The following is a 20,029-nucleotide window of genomic DNA, read 5'->3' as shown; positions in this document are numbered from 1 at the left end:
GATGGCAGAGCCGCTGTCAAAGACCGGCGCGCTATGAGCCACTCCGCGCCAGCCTCTCAGGCCCCTCACACTTTCACCGCCAGCGCCCCGCTAAAGGGCTCTCTGCGCGTGCCCGGCGACAAGTCGATCAGCCACCGCGCGCTGATGTTTGCAGGGCTTGCCGTGGGGGAGAGCCGGATTACCGGATTGCTCGAAGGCGAAGACGTGCTCGCCACCGCCGCTGCCATGCGCCAACTGGGCGCTCAGATTGAGCGGCAGGATAACGGCACCTGGGTCGTACATGGCGCAGGGCTTGGCAGCCTGCTGGAGCCTCGCACAGCGCTCGACATGGGCAATTCGGGGACGTCTACCCGGCTGATGATGGGACTGCTGGCGAGCCATGGCATCACCGCGACCTTCACCGGGGACGCCAGCCTCTCGGGCCGCCCGATGAACCGCGTGATCGATCCACTGAGCCAGATGGGCGCAAGTTTTGAGGCTTCCGCTGGAGGTACCCTCCCCTGCATGCTGCGCGGCGCCCAGCCCGCTGTGCCGATCACCTACCGACTTCCCGTGGCAAGCGCTCAGGTGAAAAGCGCCGTACTGCTCGCAGGCCTTAACACACCCGGCATCACCCGCGTGATCGAGCCTGTCCCCACCCGCGACCATACCGAGCGGATGCTGCAAGGCTTTGGCGCGCAATTGGACGTGGTCGAAGAGGATGGAGAGCGGACAATCTCCATCCACGGAGAGGCTGACCTCAAACCGATGGATGTCGAAGTGCCCGGAGACCCCTCCTCCGCCGCATTCTTCCTTGTCGCGGCCAGTATCGTGCCGGGCAGCGATCTCGTGGTTGAGAATGTCGGCCTCAACCCCACCCGCGCTGGCATTGTCACCGTGCTGCGGCAAATGGGCGCGGATATCGAAGAACTGAACCCTCGCGAAGTCGGCGGCGAACCCGTCGCCGATCTGCGCGTGCGCCACGCCCCTCTGAAAGGCATCGACGTCGACCCCGCCATCGTGCCGACCATGGTGGACGAGTTTCCCGTCCTCTTCGTCGCCGCGTCCCTCGCCGAGGGCACCACCCGCACCACCGGCCTTGAAGAGCTGCGCGTCAAGGAAAGCGACCGCATCGCCGTGATGGCCGCCGCGCTCACCGCAGCGGGCGCGAATGTGGAGGAGCAGGAGGACGGCCTCACCATCCACGGCACAGGCGGACAACCTCTGCGCGGCACATCCAACGCACAGGTCCAGACTCAGCTCGACCACCGCATCGCCATGAGCATGGCCGTCGCAGGCCTCGCCAGCCAGGGCGGCGTGCAAATTGACGACACAGCGCCCATCGCCACCAGCTTCCCCACCTTCATGGAGCTGCTCGAAAGCGCCGGCGCGTGAGCACCCGCCACAAAATCCTCTTCAGCATCCTGCTTGCCGGGATCGTGTTTCTCGGAGCGGCAATCTGGGGCTATGTGGTCGATGGAGAGCCAATCGATCCAAAGCTGCTCTACTGGCTTCCCATCTTCATGCCGGTCGTCGGGTTTCTCGCCTGGCTACGCTGGGATTGGGCGCGAGAAAAAGGACGCGAGAAACGCGCTGAGCGCAAGGCCAAGAAAGACGCAGAGACCTTCAAATGACCGAGCCAGTGACAGCCGCCCTCGACATCTATTCCGCCATAGGTTTCGTCGGCACCGCCTGCATTATCGGCGCCTATGCTTATCTCACCTATGTGGATGAGCCGAACCCCTATGTCCTCCACGGCACCAATCTGGCCGGAGCCGCTCTGCTGACAATCAGCCTGTTGGTCCACACCAATTGGCCGAGCCTCGTGCTCGAAGGGTTCTGGGCGGCGATTGCTCTTTTTGGGCTCTTCAAAGCCCTCCGCTCGAAAAACTTGCGTATGCGAAAGGCGCGCGACACAACGGGGGAATGATCCCCAAGCCGAAAGCTGCGATCCTCCGCTCCAAATCCATCCGCCGCCGCGTTCTGGCGACTGTGGCACTTTATGGCTTTGCGATAGGATCAGCCTTGTTCTGGAACGAGTGGGAGGTGAATTGGGGCACCCTCGCCATCAATCTCGCATCAGCAACAGCGGGATTGCTCTTCCTCCATTCCCGCTGGCGAGAAAAGGAAGAGCGGGCCATGACGCCGCGCAAGATCAGGGACACGTTTTCATGAAGCGTTTTAGGTTCGGATTGGCCGCAGCAATGGCCGCCTCCTTCGCCTCACCGGCGATGGCTCAGGATGCCGAGGCAAGCTCGGACGAGGAAGATGGCAACATCATTTGTATCGCCGTCGCCCGTTCGTGGTCCGGCGCACGCGAGGACCAGTTGCGCATTCGAGAGAATCCAGTCCCGCTATCCTTCCGCCGAACCTACGAAGGTGGCGGTTGCGGGCGCTTTTCACTCTTGGAGAGCAGCCTTCTAAGCTGGCATCTTGCCTATGGCGATGAAGTCAGCGCGACCGGTGCGATCGAATATCTGGAGGAGGCATCTCTTCCCAATCCGCTATCCGTCGACACGCTCGGGACGGAGCTCACCAAGCGGTGGGACAGGGCCTGGCCATCCATGCAGGAGGCGCACGCCCTGCGCGAAGCGGGAGACTTTAATGCATTCCGCAGGTTTGACATCAACGATCCCGACCTTCAAAGGCTGCGCGAGCTGACCAATGCCATCTACCAGCACCGTTTCCTTGCTGACAGCTGGCTAAGGGCGTCACGGTTCCACAGCTCGGCGGCCATGCTCGAACGCGCTCGCCCGCATATAGAGGTGGTGCTCGCCTATGATGCCTTCTTGGAAAGCATCGAGGAAAGACAAGCGCAAATATCGTCGATGCGGCTCAAGCCATTCGATGACTATGAGCTGGAATTCAGTGTTTTGGAGCGTCGCTATTTGGTCCAGCGCGCGCTGTTGCTGGGGGAGTTGGACGGGCTGCCGCCCGACCGCCCAACCGCGCGCTATGGTGATGCGGAATACCAGCTCCAGCAGATATTCGAGGCCGGAATTGACCTACAGGAACTTCGCGAACTGAATGAGGACTATGAGGGCATCCGGGAACGATTGGACGAGGACCAGTGGTTCGCCAATGTGACCGTTCGCATCTGGCGCGAAGAGGTGCTCGCCGACTACGCGCGCGCCATGCACTCCGACTTTTCGAAAGAGCCAGCCCATCGGATTTGCAACAGCGGTAGGCACTACGAGGCACAGCAGGGCCTTATGGTCGTGGCGCGCAATGGGCATTCGTATGGTGAGCTGCGCGGCTATTCGCCCTCCAACTTTGGCGGGGGATGGCGCGATGATCAGCTTGCCCTGCTGCTGGCCCAAGAGGATTGTTACAGGGTGGTTGCGGATAAGTCGTTGGAAGGGGGAAACCCTGAGGCGATGTTCGATTATCTAAGACAAGCAATCTATGTGCTTACCCAAGCCCGCCAACTGGTCCAACCTGACGAATCTCCCGGACGGTTCCGCCAGATTGCGCAAACCTATCTCGATATAGGCGAACAATGCCGCGCCATGAGCGAGGTCTATCCGGGCCGATTTGGCTCTTGTTACGATTACAATCCGCGGCTCGCCGCCTATTTTGAAACGTCGCTGCAAGCGCTCGACTACATCGCTTACGGCGCTGAAGGTGTAGAGGAAGACGACGAATGATCATCGCGGTTGATGGACCCACCGCCAGCGGGAAAGGCACGATTGCCAAGCGGCTGGCCGCGCATTTTGGCGTGCCGCATCTCGACACCGGGTTGCTCTACCGCGCGGTGGGCCGTCAGGTGGCGATGAACAAGGGCGATCCCAGCAATGCCGATGACGCCTTGGCCGCCTGCACCTTTGCCGATGCGCTGCTCGATGACCCGATCCTGCGGGCGGAGGAGACAGGGTCGCTTGCCAGTCAGGTCTCCGTTCATCCGGCGGTGCGTGAGGCTCTCTTCGAGCGCCAGCGCGCCTTTGCCGAGCAACCGGGCGGAGCGGTGCTGGATGGGCGCGACATCGGGACAGTCATTGCCCCTGATGCGGACGTAAAACTGTTCATCACGGCCAGCGTGCAGGAGCGCGCGCGGCGTCGGTGGCTGGAGATGATCGACAAGAAACTCGACCATGAGGAGGAGATTCCCTTGGCCGAGATTGAGAAAGACATCGTCGCCCGCGATGCGCGCGACATCAACCGCAAGGATGCGCCCTTGAAAGCCGCCGAGGACGCGCTGGTGATCGACACCACAGCCTTTGATCGGGAGGCGGCTTTTGAAGCGGTGCGTGAGGCAGTTGAGCGGGCTTTGGCTGACGGCTAGGCCTCAGTCGGGCGCTTAATTGCCCCAACCATCTGCAGCCGCAGCGTCATCGCCCCAACCGTCTTGTTGGCTCTCAACCCGGCGAATGGCAGCGTCTCTGGCGCGCTCTTCAAGTTCAAAATCCTCGCCGCCTTCCTTGATGATGGAGCTGGCGTTCTTGGCGATCATAATGACCTGCTGACGGGCCATCTTCTCGCCATCGATGGGGGTGCCGGTCAGTATTTTGCGGACATGGGCGTCGACTTCCATCTCGAAGAAGGCCATCAAAGTGTCGCCCGCAGCGCTGCTGGCACCGCCGCAATCCGGGGTGATGCGGGTCTGGCTTTCGCTGACTTCCTCGAACTTGATTACACAGGCACTCGCGAAGCTGCCCGCGTGGGACATGGTGGCGCGCAGTCCGTCCTTGCCGGAGGAGGCAACCCGCATTGTGCGGGTCTGGTCACCGGTTGTGTAGGAGGACTGCTTGCCGGAGATTTTAGCCCGGGCATCACTCAGGGAGAGATCGTAGACGCGCTCGTCCCCGCCTCCGCCACACGCTGCAAGGGCGAGACCCGCAGTCGCCAGCGCTGCCCAAGCTACATTGTTGCGTTTTTTGCAAGTCATTACTTGTCCTCGTGCGGATGTGTTTCGTCAACAAGACCTCTACCGTGAGAAGGTTAAAACGAATTTGACACCCATCACCTCCCTGCGATTCGGGGGAATTCCCTTGCGTTTCACGGCAGTTTGCCCTACCCGCCCGCCCGTTCTCGCAATCAATTTGGTTGAAAGAACCTGTGTGGCGTGCATCCGGCCCCGCGCAGAGATCGGCCTCTTGCCCCGTTAGCCTCCACAATGGTGTGGCGGAGACGGTTTAAGACCCCGGAAAAACCGGTGGCCGGTAGCAAAACGAAAACAGGAAACGCCAACCTTATGGCAACTGCAGCAAACCCAACGCGCGACGATTTCGAAGCGCTTCTCAACGAACAACTCGGCGGCGCCGACAACGGAGGCTTCGAAGGCCGCGTCGTCAAAGGCACCGTGACCGCGATCGAAGCCGGCCACGCCGTCATCGACGTAGGCCTCAAAAGCGAAGGCCGCGTCAATCTCAAAGAATTTGCCCGCGGCGAAGACGATCACGGCCTTTCGGTCGGTGACGAAGTCGAAGTCTATGTCGACCGCGTGGAAAACGCCGACGGTGAAGCCATGCTCAGCCGCGACCGCGCCCGCCGCGAAGCTGCTTGGGACAAGCTGGAAAACGAATTCGGCGAAGGCAAGCGCGTCGAAGGCCGCATCTTCGGCCGCGTCAAAGGCGGCTTCACTGTCGACCTCGACGGCGCCGTGGCCTTCCTGCCCGGCTCGCAGGTCGATATCCGCCCGGTACGCGATGTCACCCCGCTGATGGAAGTGCCGCAACCGTTCCAGATCCTCAAGATGGACCGTCGCCGTGGCAACATCGTTGTCTCACGCCGTGCAGTCCTCGAAGAAACTCGCGCCGAACAGCGTAGCGAACTGATCGATAAGCTGGCCGAAGGTCAGGTAATCGACGGTGTGGTCAAGAACATCACCGATTACGGTGCGTTCGTCGACCTCGGCGGTATCGACGGCCTGCTCCACGTCACCGACATGAGTTACAAGCGCGTCAATCACCCCAGCGAAGTGATCGCCATCGGCGACACCGTGACGGTCCAGATCGTTCGCATCAACGCCGAAACGCAGCGCATCTCGCTCGGCATGAAGCAGCTCGAAAGCGATCCATGGGATGGCGTTGCTGCAAAGTACCCGGTCGACATGAAGCTGTCAGGTCAGGTCACGAACATCACCGAATATGGTGCATTCGTCGAGCTGGAGCCGGGCATTGAAGGCCTGGTCCACGTCAGCGAAATGAGCTGGACCAAGAAGAACGTTCACCCGGGCAAGATCGTTTCGACCTCTCAGGAAGTCGAAGTTATGGTCCTCGAAGTCGATAGCGAGAAGCGTCGTATTTCGCTCGGCCTCAAGCAGGCTCAGCGCAATCCGTGGGACGAGTTTGCCGAGAAGCATCCGGTCGGTGCCGAGGTCGAAGGCGAAGTCAAGAACGCCACCGAGTTCGGTCTGTTCATCGGCCTCGATGGCGACGTCGACGGCATGGTCCACATGTCCGACATCGCTTGGGGCATCTCGGGCGAAGACGCACTGGCGCTTCACCGCAAGGGGGAGATGGTCAAGGCCGTCGTTCTCGACGTCGATGTCGACAAGGAACGCATCAGCCTTGGTATGAAGCAGCTCGAAAAGGGCGCTCCGACTGAAGCAGGCGCAGCGGCCGCTGGCTCGCTGCGCAAGGGTCAGACTGTCACCGTCACCGTTCTCGAAGTCCGCGATGGCGGCCTCGAAGTGCAGGTTGGCGACGATGGCGCGACCGGCTTCATCAAGCGTTCGGATCTCGGCCGCGACCGCGACGAGCAGCGTCCTGACCGCTTCCAGGTCGGCGCGAAGGTCGATGCAATGGTCACCGGTTTCGACCGTTCGAAGAAGCCGAACTTCTCGATCAAGGCGCGTCAAATCGCCGAAGAGAAGGAAGCAGTGCAGCAGTTCGGTTCGTCCGACTCCGGCGCGTCTCTTGGCGACATCCTCGGCGAAGCTCTCAAGAAGGGCGACGAGTAAGTGTCACTGCGCTTCTAAGCGAAATCAGAAAGGCCCGCTTGCAGCGATGCAGGCGGGCCTTTTCTTTTGGGTTCCCTCGCCACGCTGAAGTGGTAGACTAAGCCCCATGCTTCAAGTCCACCAATTCCCCTGCTTGTCCGACAATTACGGATTCCTCCTCCATGATCCCGCCAGCGGAGAGACCGCGGCTATCGATACGCCGGATGCGAAGGAGTATCTTGCGCAGGCCGAGGCCAAGGGCTGGACGATCACCCATATCTGGAACACCCATTGGCATCCAGATCATGCGGGCGGGAATGTCGAGATTGTCGAGGCGACCGACGCAAGGGTCATCGCACCCAAAGAGGTCGAAAAGCTCTCGCCCATCGATCGTCTGGTTGCGCATGGCGACACAGTAGAGCTCGGCACGTTCGAGGCGGCTGTGATCGACGTTTCCGGTCACACCAACGGCCATATCGCGTTCCATTTGCGTGACGCGGGCATCGCTTTTGTCGGAGACTCTGTCTTTGCGCTTGGATGTGGGCGAATGTTTGAGGGTGAGCCGAAGCAGTTCTGGGACAGCCTCAATCGCATCCGCGCCCTCCCCTCAGAAACGAAGCTCTATTGCGCACACGAATACACTGAAGCGAACGCAAAGTTTGCGCTCCACGCTGATCCGGACAATGCGGCGCTGCAAGCTTACACGGACGAGATCGCGGCAAAGCGCGCGAAGGGTGAATGGACAGTCCCGACAGTGCTCTCGAAGGAGCTCGCCACCAACCCGTTCCTGCGCGCCGATGACGGGGCGATCATCGCCAAGTGGGGCGGAAGTGCACCGCATGAGACATTTGCGGCTCTGAGAGCGGCCAAGGACAACTTCTAGGCTGTCATGCAGGCGCTGAGAGTCGAGAGACTGTCGGAGGATCTCTCCGGGGTTGTCCTTGCCGATATCGCTCCGCCAGAGCGTCAGCCCGGCGAAGTGTTGGTCCGAATCTGCGCGGCTTCGTTGAACTTCCCCGATCTGCTGATGACGCAAGGCGCCTATCAGTTCAAACCGGAGGTGCCCTTCACCTGCGGGCTCGAATTTGCTGGTGAAGTGATTGAGGCAGATGCGGACAGCCCTTTCCAGCCCGGTGATCGTGTAATGGGTGGGCAAAAGACCGGCGCCTTCGCCGAGTTTGCCAGCATTCCAGCGAGCCCTCTTTCGGCCGTCCTCCCTGCACTTAGCGATGCTGAGGCAGCTGCTATGGGCGCGGCATACTCGACGGCCTATACGGGCTTGGTCGAGCTCTGCGGCCTTCAGGATGGCCAATGGGTTCTGGTGACGGGTGCGAGCGGAGGGGTTGGGCTTGCCGCTGTGGATCTCGCCAGGGCTCTCGGCGCGAAGGTGATTGCCGCGACTGGCTCCTCCGACAAGGTGCCCCTGATCGAGCAAGGGAGCGGCGCCGATGCCGTGATCGTCGCCGAGGGCCGTTGGCGCGAGCAAGTGCGAGAGCTCACCGGCGGCGCGTTGTGCGACATCGTCTTCGACCCTGTGGGCGGAGATGTCTTTGACGAGGCAACCCGTGCGGTCGCATTCGCAGGTAAGCTGGTCGTGGTCGGCTTCACCAGCGGGCGCATCGCAGAGGTCGCGACCAACATTCCGCTCATCAAAGGGTTCTCCATCGTCGGCCTGCGCGCTGGCGAATATGCCCGGCGTTTCCCCGAACGCGGGGCGGCCATCAACGCGGAAATCGCTAGGTTGGCGCAGGACGGACGGATCAAGCCTGTCATCGACCGCACCCTGCCCTTGAGCCGCTGGCGCGAGGGCTTCGAGGCGATGGCGAACCGCGAGCTCGTCGGCAAAGTGGTGTTCGAGCCGGGAAGCTAAACCACAAACGAAAAAGGGCGACCTGCAGGCCGCCCTCTTCAATGTCAGAAATAGCGAGTGTTTACAGCGACGAGATGACCTCGTCCGCCAGAGCCTTGTCCGCAGCGCTGTCATGCTTGTCCGCGATGATCGCGCGAGAAGCGGCAGCGGCGGCATTCGCAGCGCTTGCCCGCACGCCATCAATGGCATCACGCTCGGCAGCGGCGATTTTGTCCTCGGCCATACGCTTGCGGCGGGCGACCATCGCTTCGCTGTCGGCAGCGGCCTTCTCGAGGATGGCGTCGGCTTCACGCTGAGCGCCTTCCATCATGGCTTCAGCGTCTTTTTCAGCCGAGGCGATCTTGGCGGCGTATTCGTCGCGAAGGGTTTCAGCTTCGGCACGCAGCGCCTTGGCTTCGTCGAGCTGGGCCTTGATCTCATCGATCTTGCTGTCGAGCCCGCCGGTGATCATGCCGGGAACCTTCTTCCAGACGAACACACCGATCAGGATGAGCATCGCGAGCGAGACCCACTGATAGGAATCCACACCAAATGCGGAAGGCCCATCTGCGACGAGGAGATATGCAAAATCAGACATTGGCAAGCGCCTTCTTCACGGCGACACGCGCAGTGCGCTTGTCGACCTTGGTGCCTGCGAGACGCGATACGATGTCCTGTGTTGCCTCGGCCGCAACATCCTCAACCTCAGTCATCGCAGCGTTGCGCGCGGCTTCGATATCGGCCTCTGCCTTGGCAAGCTTTGTGTCGAGACGCTTCTGTGCTGCGGCCAGCTTCTTGTCCGAAGCAGCCGCCGCGTCAGCCTTCGCCTCTGCGATCAGCCCTTGCGCCTTGGCACGGTTAGCGTTCTCACGCTCGCGCCATGCCTCTTCCTGAGCGTCTGCTGCATCGCGCGCGGCCTGAGCGGCTGCGAGGTCGTCAGCGATCTGCTTGTCGCGCAGGCCCACGGTCTCCATCACCTTTGGGACCATGCCCCGTCCGATGAGGAAGAAGGTGATACCAAAGAACACCAGCGCCCAGAAGACTTGGCTGGACCAGGTATCGAGCAGTTGAGCTATTTGAGGCATGTTGGCCTTGCCGAGTTAGTTGATGAAACACATCCGACGGACGGCTTCAAACGAAGCCGTCCGCCTTATAAATCAATGACTTAAGCAGCCGGGTTGGCGAAGATCAGGATCATCGCGACAACGAAGGCCAGCAGGCCGAGAAGCTCGGCAGCGGCGAAGCCGATGAACAGGCGACCTTGCTGACCGTCTGCTGCGCCCGGATTGCGCAGAGCGCTCTCGAGGAACGAACCGAACACGTTGCCCACGCCGATGGCGGCCATGCCGGCACCGATAGCTGCGAGACCTGCACCGATAAGGGCTGCTGAAACAGGATCCATTTTAAAAACTCCTTGGGAAATAAAAACTGAAAAATCAGATAATTGAAAACGGTTGTTGAAACTTTAGTGCAAATGCTCGGCGTCGTTGATGTAGAGCGACGTGAGCAGCGCAAAGACGTAAGCCTGAATGCCTGCGACCAGGATCTCCAGCGCGCTGATTGCGATCATCAGGACGAAGCTGGGCGCGGCGACCAAAAGGCTGGTGCCGACACCGCCATTCATGCCATCGATGACGAAGCTGGAGAGCACCTTGAGCAAGACGTGACCCGCCATCATCGCCACGAACAGACGCAGCGCGAGACTAAACGGGCGGATAAGGAAGGAAAACAGCTCGATCAGGAAAATCGCTGGGACCATCACCGCCGGAGTGCCGTGCGGCACAAACAGCGTGAAGAACTTGATGCCGTGCTTCCAGAAGCCAACGATCAGGACGATCGAAAAGCTGATCGCGGCCAACACACCGGTAACGGTGAAGTGGCTGGTAAAGGTGAAGGCGTGGACACCCGGAATGATACCGACGGGCACAAGGCCCAGCAGGTTGGCAAACAGGATGAACATGAACAGACTGAAGACATAGGGCACATATTTGCGCCCTTCCTTGCCGATGTTGGCTTCCAGCATGTCGTCGATGAAGCCGGTGAAGCTTTCCACAGCCATCTGCCAGCGCCCAGGCACCAGCTCACGCTTCATGCCGCCCGCGACGAACACCCAGATGAGGACGGTCGTAATCGCCATCCACATCGCGGAGTTGGTGAATGCGATGTCAAAGCCAGCAATATCCCAGTTGTCCGAGCCAAGAATAGGCTCGATCTGGAACTGCTTCATCGGATCGACTTTGCCTTCTTCGGCTGCCACGATCTGAAAATCCCTAGTAACTGTAAAAACGCGCCCCGACTATTGGTCCCCATCAGGGTCCTCAGGACGCGTATTTGCCGCGCGAATAATGTTTCTGAAGGCCACGCCTATCCCAAGGAACAGACCAACCAACAGACCCCATGGAAGCGTATCGAAGACCCAGTCGAAGAGCCATCCCATCACGCTGCCACCAAAAACACCACCAAGCAGATCCGCAAGCACTCGGTTGCCGCTGCGATAATTCGCATCGACCCCTTGCACCGTTGGCCGGTTGCGTTCCTCTTCGCGCTCTCGTGCGGCTTTAAGCCGCGCTTCGAGCGCGTCGATCCGCGCATCCTCAGCGATGGGTTCCGGGGCGGGTTTCTCGTCGCTCATGCAAGCTTCCTTTAACGGGGAGCGAGACACGGGACAACAAGGTGTCCGCCAAGGGCGCCTGCCCCCTAGAAGAGGGCGATTCTGGAGTCAATGGTGGGGTGTTGCTGTTTCCGCACGCCTGGATGCGTGAAGAACCGCTCTACGGACAGATGGGTAGACGCTCCGGCGGGGCCGCCGTGCGAGTTTTCCACGATCCATCAGGGGCTTGATACTTCTCACCCGGTTCAGTGCGCGCGATCGCTGCGCAGCCAGCGGTGGTCGCATATTCTTCCAGCGTCGCTTGGTTCTGCTGAGCCTGACGCGTGTAGACAGCGCGGCGACGGATATTGATGCTGTTCACGAGGTCACGCAGCTCGGGCGTCTCAGCCCCCACGATGCCGAGATAGCCGTCGATCTGTTCACCCACAGTGCCATTGGCACGCGCGGCCGCATAGGCCGGGTCGCGCTGTGCGGAGGCAGGCGCGACAAAGCCAGTGAAAGCCACCAAGCCAGCGGCGGCTGCCAACAGTGTGTTCCGGATCATAGTCATAGCGCGTATTTCCTCCAATCTTTCAACGAGCTGGCCTGTTCGGTCAGCATTCCATCAAAAGATATCTGCATTCTCATCAATCGTTTCTTCGGCGTCATCTGCCAGCCGGTAGAGCACCTCGGCCTGAATGTTGATGTTGAGCTCAATCACAATCGGCTCTTCGGGCGCTGAAATATTGATGCACCCGGAAAGCGCGCCCGCGAATACAAGCGCACCGCCCAACTTCAACCCAGTAGCAAGGTTGCTCCTTACCATGTCTTCTCCCCTGTGAGACGACGCTCCGCCCTCTGTATGAGGTGTGACACCGCCGCTCTTCGGGGTCAATTTCATGTGCTTCATTGCAGATTGTCGCTTTCTGAAGGTTGAACGCCCGATTCAGATGGGAGTTCAGTGTTGGGCTGCGTGCTGGCGTCTTCTGGCGCCTCGATCTCCACCACGTCGAGGCCAAGGCTCCTGCGCCCAGCATCAGTGTTGAAAACGGTAGGATCGAAAATCCCGCGCAGGATCAGAGCCAGCGCCGACGGGTTTTCTGCGCGAACATTGACTAGGAACCGGATCGGCAGCTTGGCGAGACGACGGGTGACAAAGTTCTGGCTCGCGCCCTCCCCCTGCCTGATCCCGTCCATCCGAATATTGGTGATGATCTGGCCGCCGATTGTTCCGTTTAGGTCGACGCTCATCTGGCTGTAATCGAGCGAGCGAAGTGACTGGAACGCGTAATTCGCCATCGCGCCCATGTCTTCATAGGTCAGCTCTCCAACGTAAGAGACGTTTCCTCCGGGGGGTCGAGCGATGAGCAGACCGCCTTCGATTGTGCCAATCCCATTCTCATCGAAGAAGATCGGGATCGTGCCGTCGAAAATGCCGCTCGCGCCGAGATTGTCCATTTCCATCTGAGACACGAAAGCGGCGGCATCGAGCCCGACGATCTCAAAGATGTAGCTTTGCCCTTCGCCTACGCCGAAATTGAGATCGACAGGGCGTAGGATCAGCTCTCCGCCCATGAAAGGCCAACGCGCATCGTTGACTGCGATCAACTGACCGCCGGTCATCGAATATTCGATCCGGCCCGCCAAAGCTTCAATGCCAGGATTGACCGATTCAACCTCAACCACCTGCCCCGGTGCGGTCGTGAGACTGATGAGATCGTCAAAGACTATCTCTCCGCGCACGCCGGAAACCGGACCGAAGGCGGCGGCGAAGTCGAAGTCCCGGGTGCCGAAAGTCCCTTTGCTCTCAACTGCATCGCCATCCCATGTGACTTCACCACTGCCAGTGATAGTTCCGTCGGCAAATGCGACCACGCCTTCGGCCAGTTGAGAGAGATCCTCGATCTGTAAGCCTCTGGGGACAAAGGTCACTCCGGGGACTGCGATATCAGCCCTTCCCGTGCTGGTGCCCAGATCGTGCGCCAAGGTCACAGTGGTGATCGGCGTCTGCGTCTCGGGATGGCTCAGAACAGCTTCAGCGCTGATCTGGTTGTCGATCAGCGAGAAGACCGCGCCTTGCGCGATCAGCGGCTCAAAGCGCGGCTCAGCCTGCAATTCCGGCTCCGGTCGGTCGGAAAGGACGAAAGCGCCCTGTGTGATAGCCAAGGCTCCGTCTGCAAAGCTCCACTCTCCGGAAAGGTCCGACAAGTCGAGCGGGACGATATCAAGCGCAGCAGAGCCCTGCTCAAATGTACCGCCGATCGTGTCGCCGATGATCCCATTGAGGGCCGCAGCGCTCAATCGCACCGCGTTGCCCTCTTCGCCGATGACGGCAGAAAGACCTGTCACCTCAAGTGGTCCTGGATAGTTGATCTGCGCGCGCTCAGCCGTGATCTGCGTCGGGCTTGCTCCGATGGAGCCGGCAATATCGACCGCCTCGCTATAGGCTGCGATCTCGAGCGCATCGCGATATCGCACCATCGCCCCGCCCTCGGGACATAAGCGTAGTGAGCGGTCCGAGAGGAACAACTGCGACATTTCCAAAGCGGCGAGGCTCACATTGAAACAGCGTGTCCCCAGAGCCAGCCCATTGCGTGCAGACCAGCTTCCTTCCACGGGCATTTGGAGCCCTCGCACAGAGCCTCCGGGTAGCGCTCCGGCCGCTTTAACAAGACCGTTGAAGCTCAGCGTGCCCGACGGGTTCTGACGCAGTTCCAAGCGGGGAATCTCAAGCGAGTTATCTCCCGCAGCATACTCCGCCATGCTCAACCGCATTGCGAGCGCACCGGCGCCACGGCGCTCCATCCGGCCATTGATTAGAGGCAGGTCGGTGCCGCCCGTCAGAACATTGCCGGAAAGCTGCGCCTCCCCGTCTGCTCCGCCTGTGCCATAGCTGAATCGTGACAAGGCCAGTACGGCCTCACCCGCTTCGTTGCGAAGCCGGGCTTGAGGGATTGAGACGCGAAAGCCCTCCGCATCGTTGCGCAAGATGATGTCGCCAAAAAGCGCTCCTTCGGAGAGCGCATTGGTCAATCCGTTCTCAAACTTACCCAGCAGAGCGCCAACAAAGGTCCCCTCCCCCGCTTCGCGCGCGCCAGCGAGGCCCTGCGTGATTGATGCGGAGGGGCGCAAACCTGAACCACGCAAGGTCGACCGCCACTCTGCGCGCTCAAAATCGTCACGCAGCGTCACATCTCCTCGGAGTGTGGCGCTGCCAAGACTGCCATATTCGGTGGCTATCCCTGTGGCAGTAAGATCGTGGCTGAGGCCAAGGCGCAAGCCACTGTCCTCGCTGTCTCCGAAAAGCACCTGCAATGGCCCTTCGACCGAGGCGATATCTGCGCCCGCATAGCCGAGGCCCAGCGCCGCGACGCCAAGACTGCCATCAACCGCGCTGAAATCCTCCCAAGCGGTTAGCTGTGCAGCAATATCCGCGCTGGCAAGCTTCGCGCCCGCGCAGGACAGCTCGCGCACGCGCAACGGCCCATCAAGGCTCGCCCGGCCATTCTGCGTGGTGAGATCCCCATAGAGGGTCGCAGCCTCCGCGCGGCAATCTTGAGTGCCTATGCCAGGCGCTGTAGCGGCCAGCTTGCCCGTGAAACCATCCGAAAGCCGCCCCTCGCCGCTTAGCTTGGCCCCGATTGCGCCAAATTCGCTCTCAATCAGAGCCCGGCCATCGTCCACCGACAGGTTGATGTTCGGCAGCCCCGCAGGCTCCTCACTCTCAGCGAATACCAGCGGGTCGAGGCTGCCGAAACTGAGCTGACCGTCCACAACTCGCCCATAAAGCCGGGGGCGTATCAATTCGATCCCGCCAATCTCCGGCGCACCGACTGTGTAGACAATGTCGAGCGCGATTTGCTCGGCCGTGAAGTCGGGCGCGGCGGGATCACCTACCACCAGATCAGCAATGACCTGTCGATCTGTGCCGATCGAGACGATCTCATAGCTCGCCTCAAGCCCATTGGCCGCGAGCGTGTCGTCGATAAAGTCAGCCGCAATCTTCTCGCGTCCAAGCCACGCTGCACCTGCCACCAGAGCAATAATCAGCAACAGGATCAGGCTTATCCGCCACCGCCACTGCTTGGGCCATAGGCCAAGCCCGCGTCTGCTCACGCCCGTTTCAGGCGCATCAACAGGTTCGGATTGAAATTCAGCGGCGGGCATATTCGCCTCTTCACTTGCGCGGAACGCTTGCCAAAGGCAATTAGAGATGCGGCAAATCTTTGGAATAAAAGATGAGCCTTGGTAAAATAGTGGTGAGGCGCAGATTGCCACAGACTGAAGAAACACCTGAAGACGGCTTCGATTTCGGCGGAGAACCAGCCTCTTCGTCAGCGTCCGGATCCGATTCCGGCAAGATGGCGGGCCTTGGCCACCGCGAGAGGCTGCGCCAGCGGTTGCTCAGAGGCGGCGCAGAGGCTCTCGCTGATTACGAGGTGCTCGAATATCTCCTGTTCGCAGCGATTCCACGCGGAGACACCAAGCCGATTGCCAAGGCATTGCTGGCTCAGTTCGGAACTTTGGCAGGCGTGCTAAACGCCGATCCCCGCGCGCTCCAGCGGATCAAAGGCTTGGGCGAATCCAGCGCCGCAGCGTTGAAGGCCGTCGCCGTTGCGTCGCGTCGGATGGCTCGATCAGAGCTGGTTCAAAAGCCTGTGCTGGGAAGCTGGCAGACTCTGATCGATTATCTCACCACCGACATGGCCCATCTGACAGTGGAGCGCGTGCGCGTGCTCTACCTCGACACCAAGAACCGGTTGATCGACGACCACCATGTTGGGGACGGTTCGATTGACGAGGCCGCAATCCACCCGCGCGAAGTGATCCGCAAGGCGATGGATGTGGGAGCCTCCGCCCTGATCCTGGTCCACAACCACCCCTCGGGCAATCCGGAACCCAGCCGCGCGGACATCCAGATCACGCAGAAGATTGCGGAGGCTGGGCGGCTATTGGGCGTGACCGTCCACGATCACGTCATTGTCGGGCGGGAGGGACATGTGAGCCTGCGCGCAAAGGGCCTACTCTAAACCTGCTTCTCGGTAATCAGCCGGACGCCCGAATGTTTGGCAAAGAAGCTCCAAGCCCAATTGATCGCCACCGTCACGCGATTGCGCGCTCCGGTTAGAAAACCGACATGGACGATGCCCCACAGCCACCAGGCAAGCGTTCCCGACATCTTGAAACGCCCGAAATCCGCAACGGCTGATTTGCGCCCGATAGTCGCGAGGCTTCCCTGATGCTTGTAGACAAAGGGTCCCGGACAATCCTTGTCGAGCAACTCCGCCTCGATCACGCGGCTGACATAGTATCCTGCCTGCTTGGCAGCGGGAGCGAGGCCGGGCACCGGCTGGCCATCCCACGCACTGCTGGCAGCCGTATCGCCGATAGCAAAGACGTCCTCGAGCGGTTCACCGTCAGGCCCGATGACGCGCATGTGGTCATTCACCTCAGCGCGCCCTGCCCGGTCCGCACTTGCGCCTAGCCACTTGGCAGCAGGCGAAGCGGCAACGCCTGCGGCCCAAAGCACAGTCTCTGTCTCGATCCGGGTGTCATCACCGATCTGCACATGCGCCTCGGCAATTTCCGTTACGCGCCCGCCCAAACGCACTTCGACGCCGAGCTTTTCGAGCGATTGCATAGCTTCGGCTGACAACTGTTCGGGGAATGCAGGGAGAACTCGGTCGCCCGACTGCACGAGGATCACTCGAGCGCTTGCCGGATCGATGGTGCGAAACTCCCGCTCAACATTGACCTTGGCAAGCTCAGCGATGGCGCCGGCCAGCTCAACCCCGGTTGGTCCTGCACCGACAACAACGAAGGTGAGCAGTCGCTTTATTCGTTCCGGGTCGCCCGAGGCCTCCGCTTTCTCAAATGCGCCAAGGATCTCTGCACGCACCGCCACGCCATCTTCGATGGTCTTGAGGCCGGGTGCATACGGCCCCCATTCATCGCGACCGAAATAGCTGTGCGTCGCGCCGGTCGCGAGCACCAGCCTGTCGTAATCGAGCACTTGGCCGTCATTGTAGGTCACCTGTTTGGCATCGGTGTCGATCCCGCTCACTTCGCCTTTCAGGACACGGACATTGCCATCGGCGCGGAACAGGCTGCGGATCGGGGTTGCGATGTCGGCAGGGTTCAGTGTCGCCGTGGCGATTTGGTAGAGCAGCGGCTGGAACAGGTGATAGTTCCGCTTGTCGATCAGCGTGATACGCACCGGCAGGCGCTTCAATCGGGCGACAGCTGCCAATCCGCCAAATCCTGCGCCGACAACGACAACATGCGGCCAGCGCTCGGGTATCTCCGAATAGTCGCGGTCGAACAGGATGTTTGCCTCAAGCCATTTGAGGATGGCTCGATCAACCGAGAACACGCCTGCACCCTTGGTTTCGTAGATCGCGAGGAACAGAAACGGAAACAGGGTGATGCTGGGATGCGCGTCTGTGACCATGTAGAAACCGATCAGCAGCAACAGGCCGTATGAGACGACCACTGCAGCAAATCCAGTGAAGAAGAGAAACGCGACGACCAAAGCAAGCCAATCTGGAAAGCCTGAGAAGATCGTTGTTGGGAGCCAGTTCTGCACCACAACCGGAGGGTCAATAACACCAGCATAGGTGATCAGCGTCAGCCCGAGCCAGATCCTCAAACCCGCCATGACAACCGGCGCCAGATGCTCGCGGGAATACTCCCATGCAACCACCGTCGGGCGCGCAAGCGGCAGCGCGCTTGACTTGAGCCCGCCCGCCAGCACACGGTCGAGCGACAAAGCCGCGGGGCCGTGAAACACATACCAGATCAGCATGGCACTCACGATCAGGTTGGTCGTGGTCGGTATATAGACAGCCTGGGAAATGATCGTCAGCGTCGCCATGGCTAACGCAGCGGGCCGTGTGAAGAAGCCGAAGATGAGCAGAATTGGTCCAACAAGCTCAATCGCCAGCCCCGTCATTGCGGCATTAGCCGGGCTCATAAAAGTGACCGGATAATCGTGCGTTGCAAGGTAGAGTGCGGTCTCCCAGTCCGCAGCTTTCACCAGACCCGAGCGCAAGAACCACATCGCGATTAAGAACCGGATCGCCAAGTCAGAGAACGGCCAGAAATTCTCCGTCCCCTCCAGATACCACTTCGTCCACCGGCGCACGGTCACACGCAGGAAAGGCGGATAGCGTTCTTCCTGAAGCCTCTCCGCTTTGGGGACGGGCGCGCGCGATGGCTGCCCGTCGCTGGTCGCTGCCTTCGACATGGTTGTTCCTCCTGCCCCTTATTCGCGCCATCGGCGTCCCCGGTTACAGGTGATAGAGCAATGCGCCCCCTTGCCAAGCGCGCCGCACATCAATAGCCGCGCCAGCAACATCATTCTCAAACAGGAAAGCCGCTACAATGGTCCCTCGTTACGCCCGCCCCGCCATGACCGCTCTGTGGGAGCCGGAGGCGAAATATCGCATCTGGTTCGAGATCGAGGCGCATGCGACGCAAAAGCTGGGAGAGATGGGCGTGGTTCCGGCCAGCGCGGGCAAAGCGCTGTGGGACTGGTGGGCGACCGAGCCTAAGATTGACGTCGAAGCGATCGACGCAATTGAGGCAGTGACCAAGCACGACGTTATCGCCTTCCTGACATGGGTGGCGGAGCAAGTGGGTGACGAGGCCCGCTTCATGCACCAGGGCATGACCTCCTCCGACGTGCTCGACACGACGCTCGCGGTGCAGCTGGCCCGTTCGACGGACCTGCTGATCGAAGACCTCGACGCTCTGCTCGCCGCGATCAAGATGCGGGCTGAGGAGCACAAGTTCACCCCCACAATCGGCCGCAGCCACGGCATCCATGCAGAGCCTGTCACCTTCGGGCTCAAGCTGGCGCAAGCCTATGCCGAGTTCGACCGCTGCCGTGATCGTCTCATCGCTGCGCGCGCGGAAGTCGCAACCTGTGCGATCTCCGGCGCGGTCGGTACCTTCGCCAACATCGATCCCGAAGTCGAAGCCTATGTCGCCGAGCAGCTTGGGCTCACCGTCGAACCGATCTCCACCCAGGTCATCCCGCGCGACCGCCATGCGATGTATTTCGCGACGCTCGCGGTCATCGCTGGCAGCATCGAGCGGCTCGCGGTCGAAATCCGCCATTTGCAGCGCACCGAAGTGTTGGAGGCGGAGGAGTTCTTCTCCAAGGGGCAGAAGGGCTCATCGGCCATGCCGCACAAGCGCAATCCGATCCTGACAGAGAACCTGACCGGTCAGGCTCGCATGATCCGTGCCTATGCCCTTCCAGCGCTCGAAAACGTGGCGCTTTGGCATGAACGGGACATCTCCCACTCCTCGGTCGAGCGGTTCATCGGGCCGGACGCCACGATCACACTCGATTTCGCCCTCGCCCGCCTGACCGGTGTGGTCGAGAAGCTGCTTGTTTACCCAGAGCGGATGCAGGGCAATCTCGACGCCATGGGCGGCCTCGTCCACTCGCAGCGCGTGCTGCTGGCCCTCACGCAAGCAGGCGTAAGCCGAGAGGACGCCTATCGCCTCGTGCAGCGCAACGCGATGAAGGTGTGGGAATCGAACGGCACACTCTCACTGCTCGAACTGTTGAAAGGCGACGAGGAAGTGACTGCGGCCCTTTCCGATGCAGAGCTGGAAGAGAAATTCGACCTTGAATACCACTTCAAGCATGTCGACACGATCTTCGCCCGCGTCTTTGCATAAGTGTGTCTTCGGGGACTGACTGAGGTGCCACGCTAGA

At 60.6% G+C, this 20,029-nt stretch carries 21 protein-coding genes; 11 read left to right on the top strand and 10 right to left on the bottom strand.

Going from position 1 to position 20,029, the window contains the following annotated elements; translation table 11 throughout:
• The first annotated feature begins 33 nt into the window (after positions 1-33).
• From aroA to cmk, 6 genes are read left to right on the top strand one after another with little or no spacing between them, the layout of a single operon-like run.
• Complete coding sequence (aroA, locus tag AC0V6X_RS04510) at positions 34-1,374, top strand: 3-phosphoshikimate 1-carboxyvinyltransferase (RefSeq protein ID WP_486183393.1); 1,341 nt, start codon at positions 34-36, stop codon at positions 1,372-1,374.
• Entirely contained in the window at positions 1,371-1,613 is a 243-nt protein-coding gene (locus AC0V6X_RS04505) for a hypothetical protein (RefSeq protein WP_486183392.1), read from the top strand. The genes aroA and AC0V6X_RS04505 overlap by 4 nt, the downstream gene beginning before the upstream one ends.
• Positions 1,610-1,909, top strand: coding sequence for a CBU_0592 family membrane protein (locus AC0V6X_RS04500; protein WP_486183391.1), 300 nt, complete (start codon positions 1,610-1,612; stop codon positions 1,907-1,909). The genes AC0V6X_RS04505 and AC0V6X_RS04500 overlap by 4 nt, the downstream gene beginning before the upstream one ends.
• Positions 1,906-2,154 (top strand): hypothetical protein, encoded by a 249-nt coding sequence (locus AC0V6X_RS04495; RefSeq protein ID WP_486183390.1) that lies wholly within the window; start codon positions 1,906-1,908, stop codon positions 2,152-2,154. Before AC0V6X_RS04500 ends, AC0V6X_RS04495 begins: the two co-directional genes overlap by 4 nt.
• Positions 2,151-3,626, top strand: a complete 1,476-nt coding sequence (locus AC0V6X_RS04490; RefSeq protein WP_486183389.1) for a hypothetical protein — start codon at positions 2,151-2,153, stop codon at positions 3,624-3,626. Before AC0V6X_RS04495 ends, AC0V6X_RS04490 begins: the two co-directional genes overlap by 4 nt.
• A complete protein-coding gene (cmk, locus tag AC0V6X_RS04485; RefSeq protein WP_486183388.1) occupies positions 3,623-4,261 on the top strand; it encodes a (d)CMP kinase in 639 nt (212 codons plus the stop codon). The genes AC0V6X_RS04490 and cmk overlap by 4 nt, the downstream gene beginning before the upstream one ends.
• 15 nt (positions 4,262-4,276) lie before the next feature.
• On the opposite strand, the gene AC0V6X_RS04480 is transcribed toward cmk, so the two are convergent.
• Complete coding sequence (locus AC0V6X_RS04480) at positions 4,277-4,864, bottom strand: hypothetical protein (RefSeq protein ID WP_486183387.1); 588 nt, start codon at positions 4,862-4,864, stop codon at positions 4,277-4,279.
• A 306-nt stretch (positions 4,865-5,170) separates the two neighbouring features.
• On the opposite strand from AC0V6X_RS04480, the gene rpsA reads away from it, so the two are divergent.
• The 3 genes from rpsA (at position 5,171) to AC0V6X_RS04465 (ending at position 8,729) form a co-directional block, all read left to right on the top strand.
• Positions 5,171-6,880: a 30S ribosomal protein S1 gene (gene rpsA / locus AC0V6X_RS04475; RefSeq protein ID WP_486183386.1), complete on the top strand. Its 1,710-nt coding sequence runs from the start codon at positions 5,171-5,173 to the stop codon at positions 6,878-6,880.
• Positions 6,881-6,986: 106 nt separating this feature from the next.
• Complete coding sequence (gene gloB, locus AC0V6X_RS04470) at positions 6,987-7,742, top strand: hydroxyacylglutathione hydrolase (RefSeq protein WP_486183385.1); 756 nt, start codon at positions 6,987-6,989, stop codon at positions 7,740-7,742.
• A gap of 6 nt (positions 7,743-7,748) precedes the next feature.
• Entirely contained in the window at positions 7,749-8,729 is a 981-nt protein-coding gene (locus AC0V6X_RS04465; protein WP_486183384.1) for an NADPH:quinone oxidoreductase family protein, read from the top strand.
• Positions 8,730-8,790: 61 nt separating this feature from the next.
• Here AC0V6X_RS04465 and AC0V6X_RS04460 read toward each other — a convergent pair whose 3' ends face one another.
• The 8 genes from AC0V6X_RS04460 to AC0V6X_RS04425 form a co-directional block, all read right to left on the bottom strand.
• Positions 8,791-9,306: a F0F1 ATP synthase subunit B family protein gene (locus AC0V6X_RS04460; RefSeq protein ID WP_486183383.1), complete on the bottom strand. Its 516-nt coding sequence runs from the start codon at positions 9,304-9,306 to the stop codon at positions 8,791-8,793.
• Complete coding sequence (locus tag AC0V6X_RS04455) at positions 9,299-9,793, bottom strand: F0F1 ATP synthase subunit B family protein (protein ID WP_486183382.1); 495 nt, start codon at positions 9,791-9,793, stop codon at positions 9,299-9,301. The genes AC0V6X_RS04460 and AC0V6X_RS04455 overlap by 8 nt, the downstream gene beginning before the upstream one ends.
• A gap of 80 nt (positions 9,794-9,873) precedes the next feature.
• Entirely contained in the window at positions 9,874-10,110 is a 237-nt protein-coding gene (locus tag AC0V6X_RS04450; protein WP_034958026.1) for a F0F1 ATP synthase subunit C, read from the bottom strand.
• 63 nt (positions 10,111-10,173) lie between these two features.
• Positions 10,174-10,935, bottom strand: coding sequence for a F0F1 ATP synthase subunit A (locus tag AC0V6X_RS04445; protein WP_486185512.1), 762 nt, complete (start codon positions 10,933-10,935; stop codon positions 10,174-10,176).
• A 69-nt stretch (positions 10,936-11,004) separates the two neighbouring features.
• Positions 11,005-11,340, bottom strand: a complete 336-nt coding sequence (locus AC0V6X_RS04440) for an AtpZ/AtpI family protein (RefSeq protein WP_486183381.1) — start codon at positions 11,338-11,340, stop codon at positions 11,005-11,007.
• Positions 11,341-11,479: 139 nt separating this feature from the next.
• Entirely contained in the window at positions 11,480-11,869 is a 390-nt protein-coding gene (locus tag AC0V6X_RS04435) for a YdbL family probable chaperone protein (protein WP_486183380.1), read from the bottom strand.
• Positions 11,870-11,923: 54 nt separating this feature from the next.
• Positions 11,924-12,124 (bottom strand): YnbE family lipoprotein, encoded by a 201-nt coding sequence (locus tag AC0V6X_RS04430; RefSeq protein WP_486183379.1) that lies wholly within the window; start codon positions 12,122-12,124, stop codon positions 11,924-11,926.
• An 80-nt stretch (positions 12,125-12,204) separates the two neighbouring features.
• A complete protein-coding gene (locus AC0V6X_RS04425; RefSeq protein WP_486183378.1) occupies positions 12,205-15,465 on the bottom strand; it encodes an intermembrane phospholipid transport protein YdbH family protein in 3,261 nt (1,086 codons plus the stop codon).
• A 194-nt stretch (positions 15,466-15,659) separates the two neighbouring features.
• Here AC0V6X_RS04425 and radC point away from each other — a divergent pair, with 194 nt between their 5' ends.
• Entirely contained in the window at positions 15,660-16,328 is a 669-nt protein-coding gene (gene radC, locus AC0V6X_RS04420; RefSeq protein WP_486185511.1) for a RadC family protein, read from the top strand.
• Here radC and AC0V6X_RS04415 read toward each other — a convergent pair.
• The gene (locus AC0V6X_RS04415) at positions 16,325-18,544 is read right to left on the bottom strand and encodes an FAD-dependent oxidoreductase (protein WP_486183377.1); all 2,220 of its coding nucleotides are present in this window, start codon (positions 18,542-18,544) and stop codon (positions 16,325-16,327) included. The two genes, radC and AC0V6X_RS04415, sit on opposite strands and share 4 nt — an antisense overlap.
• Before the next feature lie 137 nt (positions 18,545-18,681).
• On the opposite strand from AC0V6X_RS04415, the gene purB reads away from it, so the two are divergent.
• Positions 18,682-19,992 carry an adenylosuccinate lyase gene (gene purB, locus AC0V6X_RS04410; protein ID WP_486183376.1) on the top strand — a complete coding sequence of 437 codons (1,311 nt, stop codon included), beginning with the start codon at positions 18,682-18,684 and terminating at the stop codon, positions 19,990-19,992.
• The last annotated feature ends 37 nt before the right edge of the window (positions 19,993-20,029 follow it).

The organism is Erythrobacter sp. S267 (genome assembly GCF_057365045.1).
This window is presented reverse-complemented; position numbering and strand designations above follow the sequence as displayed.

Coding starts and splice junctions, on each gene's coding strand:
- aroA (WP_486183393.1), top strand. CDS start 34: ATGAGCCACTCCGCGCCAGCCTCTCAGGCCCCTCACACTTTCACCGCC.
- AC0V6X_RS04500 (WP_486183391.1), top strand. CDS start 1,610: ATGACCGAGCCAGTGACAGCCGCCCTCGACATCTATTCCGCCATAGGT.
- AC0V6X_RS04495 (WP_486183390.1), top strand. CDS start 1,906: ATGATCCCCAAGCCGAAAGCTGCGATCCTCCGCTCCAAATCCATCCGC.
- AC0V6X_RS04490 (WP_486183389.1), top strand. CDS start 2,151: ATGAAGCGTTTTAGGTTCGGATTGGCCGCAGCAATGGCCGCCTCCTTC.
- cmk (WP_486183388.1), top strand. CDS start 3,623: ATGATCATCGCGGTTGATGGACCCACCGCCAGCGGGAAAGGCACGATT.
- AC0V6X_RS04480 (WP_486183387.1), bottom strand. CDS start 4,864: ATGACTTGCAAAAAACGCAACAATGTAGCTTGGGCAGCGCTGGCGACT.
- rpsA (WP_486183386.1), top strand. CDS start 5,171: ATGGCAACTGCAGCAAACCCAACGCGCGACGATTTCGAAGCGCTTCTC.
- gloB (WP_486183385.1), top strand. CDS start 6,987: ATGCTTCAAGTCCACCAATTCCCCTGCTTGTCCGACAATTACGGATTC.
- AC0V6X_RS04465 (WP_486183384.1), top strand. CDS start 7,749: ATGCAGGCGCTGAGAGTCGAGAGACTGTCGGAGGATCTCTCCGGGGTT.
- AC0V6X_RS04460 (WP_486183383.1), bottom strand. CDS start 9,306: ATGTCTGATTTTGCATATCTCCTCGTCGCAGATGGGCCTTCCGCATTT.
- AC0V6X_RS04455 (WP_486183382.1), bottom strand. CDS start 9,793: ATGCCTCAAATAGCTCAACTGCTCGATACCTGGTCCAGCCAAGTCTTC.
- AC0V6X_RS04450 (WP_034958026.1), bottom strand. CDS start 10,110: ATGGATCCTGTTTCAGCAGCCCTTATCGGTGCAGGTCTCGCAGCTATC.
- AC0V6X_RS04445 (WP_486185512.1), bottom strand. CDS start 10,935: ATGAAGCAGTTCCAGATCGAGCCTATTCTTGGCTCGGACAACTGGGAT.
- AC0V6X_RS04440 (WP_486183381.1), bottom strand. CDS start 11,340: ATGAGCGACGAGAAACCCGCCCCGGAACCCATCGCTGAGGATGCGCGG.
- AC0V6X_RS04435 (WP_486183380.1), bottom strand. CDS start 11,869: ATGACTATGATCCGGAACACACTGTTGGCAGCCGCCGCTGGCTTGGTG.
- AC0V6X_RS04430 (WP_486183379.1), bottom strand. CDS start 12,124: ATGGTAAGGAGCAACCTTGCTACTGGGTTGAAGTTGGGCGGTGCGCTT.
- AC0V6X_RS04425 (WP_486183378.1), bottom strand. CDS start 15,465: ATGCCCGCCGCTGAATTTCAATCCGAACCTGTTGATGCGCCTGAAACG.
- radC (WP_486185511.1), top strand. CDS start 15,660: ATGGCGGGCCTTGGCCACCGCGAGAGGCTGCGCCAGCGGTTGCTCAGA.
- AC0V6X_RS04415 (WP_486183377.1), bottom strand. CDS start 18,544: ATGTCGAAGGCAGCGACCAGCGACGGGCAGCCATCGCGCGCGCCCGTC.
- purB (WP_486183376.1), top strand. CDS start 18,682: ATGGTCCCTCGTTACGCCCGCCCCGCCATGACCGCTCTGTGGGAGCCG.